The 11401-nt window shown below is 61.6% G+C and carries 10 protein-coding genes; 6 read left to right on the top strand and 4 right to left on the bottom strand.

The window, feature by feature from the left end:
• Positions 1-14: 14 nt before the first annotated feature.
• From pstA to LJY18_RS05440, 4 genes are all read left to right on the top strand, one after another.
• Entirely contained in the window at positions 15-1691 is a 1677-nt protein-coding gene (pstA, locus tag LJY18_RS05455) for a phosphate ABC transporter permease PstA (RefSeq protein WP_238040763.1), read from the top strand.
• A gap of 67 nt (positions 1692-1758) precedes the next feature.
• On the top strand, positions 1759-2592 hold the full coding sequence (gene pstB / locus LJY18_RS05450; protein ID WP_238040762.1) for a phosphate ABC transporter ATP-binding protein PstB: 834 nt from the start codon (positions 1759-1761) through the stop codon (positions 2590-2592).
• 177 nt (positions 2593-2769) lie between these two features.
• Positions 2770-3501: a phosphate signaling complex protein PhoU gene (phoU, locus tag LJY18_RS05445; RefSeq protein ID WP_238040761.1), complete on the top strand. Its 732-nt coding sequence runs from the start codon at positions 2770-2772 to the stop codon at positions 3499-3501.
• A gap of 95 nt (positions 3502-3596) precedes the next feature.
• Positions 3597-4520, top strand: coding sequence for a response regulator (locus LJY18_RS05440; protein ID WP_238040760.1), 924 nt, complete (start codon positions 3597-3599; stop codon positions 4518-4520).
• A 269-nt stretch (positions 4521-4789) separates the two neighbouring features.
• On the opposite strand, the gene LJY18_RS05435 is transcribed toward LJY18_RS05440, so the two are convergent.
• A complete protein-coding gene (locus LJY18_RS05435; RefSeq protein ID WP_238040759.1) occupies positions 4790-5095 on the bottom strand; it encodes a hypothetical protein in 306 nt (101 codons plus the stop codon).
• A gap of 239 nt (positions 5096-5334) precedes the next feature.
• On the opposite strand from LJY18_RS05435, the gene LJY18_RS05430 reads away from it, so the two are divergent.
• Complete coding sequence (locus tag LJY18_RS05430) at positions 5335-6231, top strand: peptidoglycan DD-metalloendopeptidase family protein (protein ID WP_238040758.1); 897 nt, start codon at positions 5335-5337, stop codon at positions 6229-6231.
• A gap of 239 nt (positions 6232-6470) precedes the next feature.
• Here the strand turns inward: LJY18_RS05430 and LJY18_RS05425 are convergent, their stop codons facing one another.
• The 3 genes from LJY18_RS05425 to ehuR form a co-directional block, all read right to left on the bottom strand.
• Positions 6471-7748 (bottom strand): TRAP transporter large permease, encoded by a 1278-nt coding sequence (locus LJY18_RS05425; RefSeq protein ID WP_238040757.1) that lies wholly within the window; start codon positions 7746-7748, stop codon positions 6471-6473.
• A 17-nt stretch (positions 7749-7765) separates the two neighbouring features.
• On the bottom strand, positions 7766-8302 hold the full coding sequence (locus LJY18_RS05420; RefSeq protein WP_238040756.1) for a TRAP transporter small permease: 537 nt from the start codon (positions 8300-8302) through the stop codon (positions 7766-7768).
• A gap of 148 nt (positions 8303-8450) precedes the next feature.
• Positions 8451-9851: a MocR-like ectoine utilization transcription factor EhuR gene (gene ehuR / locus LJY18_RS05415; protein ID WP_238040755.1), complete on the bottom strand. Its 1401-nt coding sequence runs from the start codon at positions 9849-9851 to the stop codon at positions 8451-8453.
• Positions 9852-10210: 359 nt separating this feature from the next.
• On the opposite strand from ehuR, the gene doeA reads away from it, so the two are divergent.
• Complete coding sequence (gene doeA / locus LJY18_RS05410; RefSeq protein ID WP_238040754.1) at positions 10211-11398, top strand: ectoine hydrolase DoeA; 1188 nt, start codon at positions 10211-10213, stop codon at positions 11396-11398.
• Positions 11399-11401 lie beyond the last annotated feature (3 nt).

The following is an 11401-nucleotide window of genomic DNA, read 5'->3' as shown; positions in this document are numbered from 1 at the left end:
GCTCTGGAAGGTATATGTCCGTGAAAAACAACTCCGTAAAAGCCTGGGTTAAAAGCGGTTCGCCGTGGATCTGGATGAACGCCGGCGCGGTGTCTATCGCTGTGATCATGACCCTGGGTCTGCTCGCCGTGATCGCCACCCGTGGCCTCGCCCATTTCTGGCCGGCTGACCTCATCGAAGCCGATTATCAGGTGCCTGGCCAGGAAGCCAAGGTGATGGCCGGCGAGATCACTCAGCTCGAAGAGATCCCGCGTGCACGTCTGGCCGCATCGGGTCTGCCGGTGGCGGCCGAGGGTGGTGAGTTCATGACCCGCGAGCTGTTCAAGGTGGGTAACCGCGACCTCTACGGCGCCGACTTCACCTGGGTCGTGGGCGAATGGTTGAGCAACCAGCGCACCCCGCCAACCCTCAGCGCCTTCGAGCGTCGTGAGTGGGGCAACCTCTATGGCTATCTGGTCAACGTCAAGGAAAGTGGCCAGCTGGTCGCCGAGGGCGATGGTGCCTGGGAGGAACTGCAGGCGCGCCTGGCTCGGGTCGACGAGCTGCATGCGCAAGTGGTGCGCCTGGAAAAGAAAGACATCGGTCGGATCAATGCCGGGCTCGAGCGCATTCGCCTGCAAACCCGTAAGCTGGAGCTGCAGGGCGAGCTGGATGCGCAGGCCCAGGCCGATCTGGATGTGGATCGGGCGCAGTGGGATGCCGAGTACAAGGTGCTGGAAACCGAGTTGATTGCGCTTTACGGAGCCTTTAATCGCGACAGCATCACGGTGCGCACTGCCGATGGCCGCGAGGTCGAACTGAGCCTGGGCAAGGTGGTACGGGCCTACCAGCCAAACGCCATGTCCAGCCTCGGCAAGCTGCAGTTCTACGGCGCCAAGCTGTGGGAGTTCGTCAGCGACGATCCGCGCGAGGCCAACACCGAAGGCGGCGTCTTCCCGGCGATCTTCGGCACAGTGATCATGACCCTGATCATGGCGGTCATCGTCACCCCGTTCGGCGTGATCGCGGCAATCTATCTGCGCGAGTATGCCAAGCAGGGACCGCTGACCCAAACTATCCGCATCGCGGTGAACAACCTGGCCGGTGTCCCGGCAATCGTTTATGGGGTGTTCGGTCTGGGCTTCTTCGTTTATGTGTTGGGTGGCTCGATCGACCGGCTGTTTTTCCCCGAATCAGCGCCGGCGCCGACCTTCGGGACGCCAGGGCTGTTGTGGGCTTCGCTGACCCTGGCGATTCTTGCCCTGCCGGTGGTGATCGTCGCTACCGAGGAGGGCCTGGCACGGATTCCGCGAGCGCTGCGTGAAGGTTCCCTGGCCCTGGGTGCGACCAAGATCGAGACGCTCTGGCGCGTGGTGCTGCCAATGGCCAGCCCGGCGATGATGACCGGCCTGATCCTCGCGGTGGCGCGTGCCGCCGGTGAAGTGGCGCCGCTGATGCTGGTCGGCGTGGTCAAGCTGGCGCCGAGTCTGCCACTGGACGGTAACTACCCATACCTGCACATGGATCAGAAGATCATGCACCTGGGTTTCCACATCTACGATGTCGGCTTCCAGAGCCCCAACGTCGAGGCAGCGCGACCGCTGGTCTACGCCACGGCGCTGCTGCTGGTGCTGGTGATCGCGATTCTTAACCTCACCGCGGTGTTCATGCGTAACCGCTTGCGTGAGAAGTACAAGGCGCTGGATCACTAAATCCTTTTCGTTGGCTGCCATAGTGGCAGCCAGCGTGATACCGAATTGTTAGCGTAGGGAGCATCCCATGCAGCACCAAGCACACACACACGGCATCGACATCACGGCCCTCGGCCGGGAAAAGCAGGGCCTGAATCTGGACGCGGAAACCGTGGCGATTCAGGTGCCAGGTTTGAACCTGTACTACGGCGACAAGCAGGCGCTGTTCGACGTCAAGCTTAAGATCCCCAAGCAGCGCGTGACGGCGTTTATCGGCCCGTCCGGTTGCGGCAAGTCGACCCTGTTGCGCACCTTCAACCGGATGAACGATCTGGTCGACGGCTGCCGCGTGGAGGGTGAAATCAACCTCGACGGGCGCAACATCTACCGCAAGGGCGAAGATGTCGCCGAGCTGCGCCGTCGCGTCGGCATGGTGTTCCAAAAGCCCAACCCCTTCCCCAAGAGCATCTACGAGAACGTGGTGTATGGCCTGCGCATCCAGGGCATCAACCAGAAGCGTGTGCTCGATGAGGCGGTGGAGTGGGGCCTGAAAAGCGCGGCCTTGTGGGACGAGGTCAAGGACCGTCTTCACGAGTCGGCCCTGGGTCTGTCTGGCGGCCAGCAGCAGCGCTTGGTGATCGCCCGCACCGTGGCGGTGCAGCCGGAAGTGCTGCTGCTCGACGAGCCTTGCTCGGCGCTCGACCCGATCTCCACCCTCAAGGTCGAAGAGCTGATCTACGAACTGAAATCCAAGTACACCATCGTCATCGTTACCCACAACATGCAGCAGGCGGCGCGGGTGTCGGATTACACCGCCTTCATGTACATGGGCAAACTGATCGAGTTCGGTGATACCGATCGGCTGTTCACCAACCCAGAGATGAAGCAGACGGAAGACTACATCACCGGCCGCTACGGCTAAGGCCATGGCAAATACTCCCTGGCTTTGTCGGGCGCGCTTGCCGTACTACTCGTACTGTCAGCGTGCGCCCTTCGCGCCAGAGAGAATTTTCCAAGGGCCTTAGTGCTGAACTCAACGTGTAGGGTGCGCCGTGCGCACCACGGCCACCCAAGCCGGCAGCTTTCGCGGAGCGAATCAATGATCAACAAAGACAACCTCACCCAGCACATCTCCCAGCAGTTCAACTCCGAGCTGGAGGAGGTACGCAGCCACCTCCTGGCCATGGGCGGCCTGGTCGAGAAGCAGGTCAACGATGCGGTCACCGCGCTGATCGATGCCGACTCCGGTCTGGCCCAGCAAGTGCGTGAGATCGATGGCCAGATCAACCAGATGGAGCGCAACATCGATGAGGAGTGCGTGCGCATCCTTGCCCGTCGCCAGCCAGCTGCGGGCGACCTGCGCCTGATCATCAGCATCTCCAAATCGGTGATCGACCTCGAGCGCATCGGCGACGAAGCGACCAAGATTGCCAAGCGCGCCATCCTCCTGTGCGAGGAAGGCGAAGCGCCACGCGGTTACGTGGAAGTGCGGCATATCGGCGATCAGGTACGCCGGATGGTGCAGGAGGCGCTGGACGCCTTCGCCCGTTTCGATGCCGACCTGGCCCTGTCGGTGGCGCAGTACGACAAGACCGTCGACCGCGAATACAAGACCGCCCTGCGCGAGCTGGTCACCTACATGATGGAAGACCCGCGCTCGATCTCGCGGGTGCTCAACATCATCTGGGCCCTGCGTTCGTTGGAGCGTATCGGTGATCACGCGCGCAATATCGCCGAGCTGGTGATCTATCTGGTCCGTGGCACCGATGTGAAGCACATGGGCCTGACCCGCATGAAGGAAGAAGTAGAAGGCACCGGCAAAGACCGCTGACTCTTGGCCAGCAAAAGTGGCGAACAGCCACTTTAGGGTTAGCCTTTGGTCATTCGCCGCGTTTATGCTGGGAGCCATTCGAACGGGAGTGGCCGATGAGCAAAGTCAGCGTACTGGTAGTGGACGATGCAACCTTTATCCGTGACCTGGTGAAAAAGGGCCTGCGCGACCACTTTCCCGGCGTGCAGATTGTCGAAGCGGTCAACGGGCGCAAAGCCCAGCAACTGCTCGGCCGACAAAGCATCGACCTGATTCTCTGCGATTGGGAAATGCCCGAGATGTCCGGGCTCGAGTTGCTCAGCTGGTGCCGTGAGCAGGACACCCTGAAGACCGTGCCTTTCATCATGGTCACCAGCCGTGGCGACAAGGACAACGTGATCCAGGCGATCCAGGCCGGTGTTTCCGACTTCATTGGCAAGCCCTTCTCCAACGAGCAGTTAGTGACCAAGGTCAAGAAGGCCCTGAGCCGTGCCGGCAAGCTGCAAGCCCTGGCGGCCAGTGCGCCGCCGAAAATGCTCAGCAGTGGTGGCTTCGCCAATGACTCCCTGGCGGCGCTGACCGGCGGCGGTCAGGCCCAGGTGAGCAAGCCAGCGGCCACCGCTCCGGCAGAGGCCTTATTGGCGCGCCAGGAGGCTGCCGCAGCGCCAGCCGCTTCGGCCAAATCGGCGGGGCAGGCCCCTGGCGGACGTGGTCAGGGGCAATTGCGCCTGCCTGGCGGCACCATGAACTGTGTGATCAAGGCGCTCAGCCTCAAAGATGCTCAACTGGTGGTCAAGCGCGCCGAACTGTTGCCGCAAGTGCTCGAGAGCGCGGTGCTCGATCTGGAGCAGGGCGAAGGGGGCGAGGTGGCGCGGCTAAACGGCTACCTGCACGCGGTGGCGGCGCTGGAACCCAAGCCGGACAGTGAATGGCTGCTGCTGACGTTCAAGTTCGTCGACCGCGACCCACAGAAACTCGACTACCTGTCGCGCCTGATCGCTCGCGGGACGACGCAGAAGCACTTCGTCCCCGGCGCTTGATCCGCGACTCAGGTCATGGGGCAACGCATCCAGGTCGGTTCGGACGGCGATCCGTTCGGAGCGTAGGGCGGCCCGGGCGGCGATCCGCTCGGAGCGAAGCGACAGCCCGCCGGATTCTCGCCGCGCCGATGAACCACGGTGCACTGCCTGCGGCGAGTGACACCCTACGGATCGCGGCTTGCTCGAGCTAATGGGGTCGCAGCTTAAGCCATCACTTCATGCGGGAGGCCGCAGTATGCGAGCGTTTTCCACCCGCGCTCCAGGGCTACTCACCCCAGGCGCTGCATCAGCAGGAACCCAGTCAGCAGCAGCGTATTGATCGCCCAGGCGGCGGTCAGGACGCGGGCGATTTCACCGTGGGTTGGATTATTCACGTTGTCACTGCAACGCCAGATTTCGCCGATTATCCAGGCGGTATAGCCCAGTAGCACGGCAAACATGAGTATGACCGTCGCCAGTGCGGCGCCGCTGAAATACACCGCGAGCGTTACGGCCCAGAGAATATTGCTGGGAATCACCCCGTAGAACCAGAAAATCTCTCGTAGCGGTTTGTCGATCAGCAGGGCGTTAAACATAGAGGTTCGCATGGTCATAACCCTCATGGCAGTCAAGGCACGCTCGTGTTGCCTGGTGGCTCGTTCGATGTCGGCCCGTCTTTTGAGACTAGCCTGCTCAGGCGTCGCGTCAAAAAGTCGTACGGGCTCAGGGCGATGTGGATGCGCGAGATCACATTCCACAGCCCCGGCCCTCGCATGCATGCAGTCGCGCTGCTAGTCTTCAGGATCTTGGAAAGCCCAAAACCGCCCGTGAGCCCATGCCCTTTCGACCGACCCTGTTCTGCGTCCTGCTGCTCGTTGCCAGCCAGGCCGCAGCCCTGACCATCTACAAGTACACCGATGCCAACGGTGTGGTGACCTATACCGATAAAGCGACGGCGGGTGCCCAGGTGTTCGTTTTCCGCGACCGCATGGTCGAGCGCCTGGACAACCAGGTGAAGCTGGAAACCCAGAAGCATGCGGCCGGCGACACCCTGCTGGTGCGCAACGACCTGTATGCGCCGGTGCAGATCGAACTGAAGCTGGAACAGATCGACAACGCCATCGGCGCCCCGACCAAACCCATTTCCTGGGTGTTGCCGCCACGCAGCAAGATCCGCCTCGCCACACTGACTGCGCGCGATGCCAGCAAGCCGCTGCGCTACACGCCGAAACTGCGTTACGCCCTGGGCGACCCACGCCTGCTGCCGACGCAGAAGAACTACCCGCTACCCTGGCGTGGCGGCCCCTTCCGCCTGAGCCAGGGCGCCAACGGTAAGTACAGTCACTTCACCGCAAAAGGCCGCTACGCCCTGGACATTGCCATGCCCGAAGGCACGCCGATTATCGCGGCGCGCGGCGGTGTGGTGGTCAAGACCGAGAACCAGCAGAGCGGGCGCGGCAACAACCCCTCCGGCAACTATGTGCGCATCCTGCACGACGATGGCACCATGGGCGTCTACCTGCACCTGATGAAGGGCTCGGTACAGGTTCAGGAAGGGCATCGTGTGCAAGTTGGCAGCATGCTCGCACGTTCCGGCAATACTGGTAACAGCACCGGTCCGCACCTGCACTTCGTGGTGCAGCGCAACGTCGGCCTGGCCTTGGAATCCATCCCCTTCGATTTCCTCCAGCCGGTCAACAGCCTGCCGAATTTCGCCGTCGGTGGTGATTGAGAGCCGCTTCAAGCGGCAAGCCATACGCGCGAAGAACCAAGCCGTTTCCTCTACGACCCTCGCGCTGACAAGGGTAGTTGGCGAGTATTGAGCGAAGCGTTAGCCATCCAGATAGGCCGCGCAGCCCGACAAACCTTGATTGGCCCTGGCAAGGGCTCTGCTTGCGCCTCGTTGGCTCAGGCGGTGCTTTTCCAGGTTCTCCCTGCTCGGAGGTGCACTGCAAGCTCAGTGACTATTGGCTAGCGGAAGGCCAGATCACGCAGGAACAGGGTGATCGGTGGGAACATGATCAGCAGCACCGACATCAGCAGCAGGATCAGGAAAAACGGAAAGCTGCCACGGATTACATCAATATAGGGTCGGCGGAACACCGCGATGGCTGTGAAAATGTCGCAGCCGAAGGGGGGCGTGGCCGAGCCGATGGCAGCTTGCAGGGTAACGATAGTGCCCACCAGCACCGGGTCAAGGCCGGACAGGCGCACCGCTGGGGCAAAGATCGGCACCAGGATCAGCATCACTACGATGGGGTCGACGAACATGCAGCCGATGAAGAAGGCGATCGAAATTATGATCAGCAGTTCGGTCGGTGAGGCTTGCAGCAGGCCTATCCCGCTGAGGATCTGCTGCGGGATCTGGGCGAAGGAGATAACCCAGGAAAATGCCGAGCCGGCCGCCACCAGGATGAACACCACTGCGGTGATCATGCCGGTCGAGAGCGCAATGTTGGACAGGTCACTGAGCTTGACCCGGCGAAAGATCAGCATTTCCAGGATCAGAGCATAGAGCACTGACACCGCGGCGGCTTCGGTGGGGCTGAACACCCCGGTGTAAATGCCGCCAATCGTCATCACCGGTAGCAGCAGTGGCAGGATGGCGCGACGACAGGTGCGCAGGCGCTCGCTCCAGCTGAATTTATCGCCAAGGGGGATACCCTTCATCCGCGCATAGATGTAGCAGTAGCCAGCCAGTAGTGTCATCAGCAGCAGGCCGGGACCTATGCCGGCGATGAACAGTTCTGCCACCGAGGTACCCGAGACTACGCCATAGATGATCATGCCGATGCTCGGAGGGATCAGCAGGGCAATATCCGAGGCGTTGATGATCAGCGCCATGGCGAAGCTGTCCTTGTAACCCTGTTGCAGCATTTTTGGCCGCATGATGCTGCCCACCCCGACCACCGTCGCCTGGGTCGAGCCGGACAAGGCGCCGAACATCGCACAGCTCAGCGCGGTGGTCACTGCCATGCCTCCGCGTATATGACCGACGAAGGCCATGGCCACATCCAGCAGCCGGTTTGCGGTGGCCCCGCGGGTGATGATGTCGGCGGCGAGGATGAACATCGGCACCGCCACCAGAGCGGAGGGGCGGATACCGGCAATCATCTGCTGGATGATGAACTCCGGACCCATCTGAAAAAAGAACAGGAACCCGGCAGCGGCGGCGGCCAGCAAAGTGGTCATCATGGGAAACCCTGCCAGTAGCAGAACCAGCATGATGATCAGGAGAGTGGTGGTCATATCCATGAGGCGCGGACTCAGGCTTGTGGCGGGAGGGGGGCGTCGATATGCCGTGGCGGTGCCTCGCGGTAGCCGAGCAATACCAGCAGCTGGGTGAAGGCATGACGCAGGTATTGCAGGCCGCTCATGCCCAGCCCCAAGGGAATCAGCAGGTAGATATAGTGCAGCGGTACCTGCAGCGCCGAGGAGGCGCGGCCGATGTTCGCGGCCGATTGCACGTACCCGATTGCCGCCCAGGTTAGCCAGAGTAGGAGGGCGGCTGTGAGTAGGTTGATAAGCAGCATGCTGGCGGCGGCCGGCTTGCCAGTCAGTTGTTCGGCGAAGGCGCTCATGCTGATGTGGCGGTTATGCCGTGCGGCGTAGCTGCAGCCGATGAAGGTGACGAAGATGATCAGGAACTGATTGAGTTCTTCGGAGAAGTACAGACTCTGGTTAAACAGGTAGCGGCCGAATACGTTGCTGACTGAGTTGAGCGCCATCAGCAGGATCGAGCTGGCGAGGATGAATGCCTCGAACCTCTCCAGTAACCAGTCCAACCTACGCAACCAAGTCATTGCCGCCTCCAGTCTGTTGCCATGGCAACAAGGACTTTTATTGTTGTGGAGGCTAGACCATATCCCTGGCAAAAAATCATGTCAATTAATTATTTGAATCAGTACACGCGCTTTGTTTTTGTGCGAATGAACTGCTTTTTGCCCTGATTTAGAACACGAAATGCATCGGCGCCGGTGTCTCGTCGATCAGGCTATTGAGTGTGGCCAAGCCGCTGTGCAGGCGCGAGCGGCTCTGTTCGGCGCCCAGGCTGATGCGTATGTGCTGGTTGCTGCGATCGGCGTGGGGCAGGAAAGGCTCGGCCGGGAAGATCATTACCCCTTCCTGGCGTGCGCGGCGAACGAACTTTTCCGGCTGCCAGTGCCCGGGTAGTTCGGCCCAGATATGCATGCCGTTGGGGTGGGCCTTGTAACTACAGCCGGTCAGCAGCTCGCGAGCCATTAGCTGGCGTGTCGCAAACTCCTGCTGCTGAAAGGCGATCATGCGCTCCAGGGTACCGTCCTGCATCCACCAGCTGGCGATCTCGAAGGGCATCAGGGTGGCCATCCAGGTGGTGCTGCGCAGTCGGCCGATAGCCTGTTGCACCAGGTGTGGCGGGGTAACCAGGTAACCGGCGCGCATGCCGGGCAGGGTCACCTTGGTCAGGCTGGTGGCGTAGAAGCTGCGCTCGGGAATCAGCGCCGACAGCGGCGGTGCGCGATCTGGCTGCAGTGCGCCATAGACATCATCTTCGACCACGGTCAGGTCATGGCGTCTGGCCAGCTCGGCGATTGCCTGGCGCCGTTCGAGGCCCATGGTGTCGCTGGTCGGGTTGTTCATGGTCGGGGTGCAGAACAGCACCTTGGCACCGCCCTGGCGGCAGGCCGCGTCCAGCGCCTCGGGCAGCAAGCCCTGGTCGTCTGTGGCCAGGCCCTTGAGATTGAAATGCAGGGTCTGCGCCAGGGCCAGTAGCAGCATGCACGTCTCCTGCTCGCAGAGCACCGTATCGCCGGGTTTGAGCACCGTGGCCATGGCGATAGTCAGGGCATGGGCAGCTCCGTTGCAGAACAGCATGTGGTCGGGGTTGGCCGGCATTTTCTGTTGTGCCAGCCAGGCGCAGACCACTTCGCGGTGCTGGGTCAGGCCCTGAGTCGGGTTGAAGGACGTGATGAAGTCATCGCGGCCTTCCCGGGCCAGGCGCTCAAGCCCTGCGCGGTACAGCTTGACGTGGCGTGCCGTGCATACCGGGTGAGCGGTGGACAGGTCGATGCCGCGGCTGGGGTCTTCATGTTCGTCGGTGGACAGGTAGTCCGACTCGTGGCTGACCTGGCGGCTACGCACGAAGGTGCCACTGCCGACTTGGGCATAGATGGCGCCCTGTTTTTCGGCATGGGCATAGGCATTGCTTACCGTCTGCACGCTGACCCCAAGGGTTTCGGCCAGTTCGCGGTGGGTCGGTAGCTTGCTGCCCGGCTGCAGTGCGCCGGCGTTGATCGCCTCGTTCAGGGCGTTGCCGATGGCCAGGTACTTGGGCTGGCCGGAACGTATAAAGGGTTTCAGGTCAATTGTCATGGGACAATAAATCTCTTGACGATGATTGTAATGATAATAGTATGGGCTTCAACAGAGATTGACCTGTACTTGATTCGGTTACTTTAACAGGTGTCAGTACAATTATCAGCATGGCGGTCACTAGGGTCGCATGCCGGAACCCAGCAACTCGGGAGGCTCATGGAGCAATTGTCGTCACCTCGGTATCACCGCACTGGTCGGCCTGCGCTTCCCCGTCTTGCTGTTCGTTGTGCCGCCCGCCAGAGCGTGTCACCAGCAATTGCTCCGGTCGCAGGCTGGATGAACACCGCTCCAGGGGTCGATGGCCGCGGGGCAGTCATAAGCCGGAACGTCTCGGCGTTCATTTTCGAGATACTTTCATGAGTGAAATTGCGCTGAATTTCAGCCGTGCAGAGTACGCCCAGCGCCTGGCCAAGGTGCGTGTCGCCATGGCCGAGCGTGGGGTCGCAACCCTGATCGTGCATGATCCTTCCAACATGGCTTGGCTCACCGGCTATGACGGCTGGTCCTTCTATACCCCGCAATGCGTGGTGGTCGGCCAAGAGGGCGAGCCGCTGTGGTTCGGCCGGGGTATTGATGCCAATGGCGCGCGGCGCACCGTTTATCTGGCCGAGGAGAATATCGCCTCCTACAGTGACCGCTATGTAATGAACCCGCCGCATCACGCCCTCGACTACCTGTGCCAGGAAGTGCTGCCCGCGCGTGGGCTGATCGGCGGGGTGATCGGTGTGGAGATGGATAACTACTACTACAGCGCCACGTCGCACCAGGCATTGCTGCGCGGTCTGCCGCAGGCGCAGTTGGTGGATGCCACCGGCCTGGTCAACTGGTGCCGGGCGCTCAAGTCGCCTCGGGAAATCGAGTACATGCGGGTTGCCGCGCGGATCGTCGAAAACATGCACCGAGCGATTATCGAGATGGTCGAGCCGGGTCTGCCCAAGAACGTGCTGGTGGGCGAGATCTACCGGGTGGCCTGTATCGGCCATGAGGGCAAGTTCGGCGACTACCCGGCCATCGTGCCCATGCTGCCGTCCGGCAAGGATGCCTCGGCGCCGCACCTGACGTGGGACGACCGGCCCTTCAAGAAGGGTGAGGGCACCTTCTTCGAGATCGCCGGCTGCCACAAGCGCTACCACTGCCCGCTTTCACGCACCCTTTATCTGGGTGAGCCGTCGGCGGCTTTTCGCAAGGCCGAGGAGGCAATCAATGCCGGTCTCGAAGCCGGTCTGGCCGTGGCCAAGCCCGGCAATACCTGTGGCGACATCGCCCGAGAGCTGAATAGCACCCTGCGCCGCTATGGTTATGACCGCGGTGATAACCGCTGCGGCTACCCCATCGGGCTGAGTTATCCGCCGGATTGGGGCGAGCGCACCATGAGCCTGCGCGAGAGCGACACTACAGTGTTGCTGCCGGGCATGACCTTCCACTTCATGCCGGGCCTGTGGCTGGACGACTGGGGTCTGGAGACCACCGAAAGCATCCTGATCACCGAGGGCGGGGCGGAAACCCTCTGCGACTTCCCGCGACAGTTGTTTGTTAAGGCCTGAGAT

Origin of the sequence: Pseudomonas sp. MMS21 TM103 (assembly GCF_022132145.1) — a bacterium.
Classification (GTDB): domain Bacteria; phylum Pseudomonadota; class Gammaproteobacteria; order Pseudomonadales; family Pseudomonadaceae; genus Aquipseudomonas.
Note: the sequence above shows the minus strand (reverse complement) of the source record. Positions and strands in the feature narration are given on the sequence as shown.

What these genes read in the sequence shown, in the direction of transcription:
- pstA (WP_238040763.1), top strand. Translation starts at nt 15, where the DNA reads ATGTCCGTGAAAAACAACTCCGTAAAAGCCTGGGTTAAAAGCGGTTCG.
- pstB (WP_238040762.1), top strand. Translation starts at nt 1,759, where the DNA reads ATGCAGCACCAAGCACACACACACGGCATCGACATCACGGCCCTCGGC.
- phoU (WP_238040761.1), top strand. Translation starts at nt 2,770, where the DNA reads ATGATCAACAAAGACAACCTCACCCAGCACATCTCCCAGCAGTTCAAC.
- LJY18_RS05440 (WP_238040760.1), top strand. Translation starts at nt 3,597, where the DNA reads ATGAGCAAAGTCAGCGTACTGGTAGTGGACGATGCAACCTTTATCCGT.
- LJY18_RS05435 (WP_238040759.1), bottom strand. Translation starts at nt 5,095, where the DNA reads ATGTTTAACGCCCTGCTGATCGACAAACCGCTACGAGAGATTTTCTGG.
- LJY18_RS05430 (WP_238040758.1), top strand. Translation starts at nt 5,335, where the DNA reads ATGCCCTTTCGACCGACCCTGTTCTGCGTCCTGCTGCTCGTTGCCAGC.
- LJY18_RS05425 (WP_238040757.1), bottom strand. Translation starts at nt 7,748, where the DNA reads ATGACCACCACTCTCCTGATCATCATGCTGGTTCTGCTACTGGCAGGG.
- LJY18_RS05420 (WP_238040756.1), bottom strand. Translation starts at nt 8,302, where the DNA reads ATGACTTGGTTGCGTAGGTTGGACTGGTTACTGGAGAGGTTCGAGGCA.
- ehuR (WP_238040755.1), bottom strand. Translation starts at nt 9,851, where the DNA reads ATGACAATTGACCTGAAACCCTTTATACGTTCCGGCCAGCCCAAGTAC.
- doeA (WP_238040754.1), top strand. Translation starts at nt 10,211, where the DNA reads ATGAGTGAAATTGCGCTGAATTTCAGCCGTGCAGAGTACGCCCAGCGC.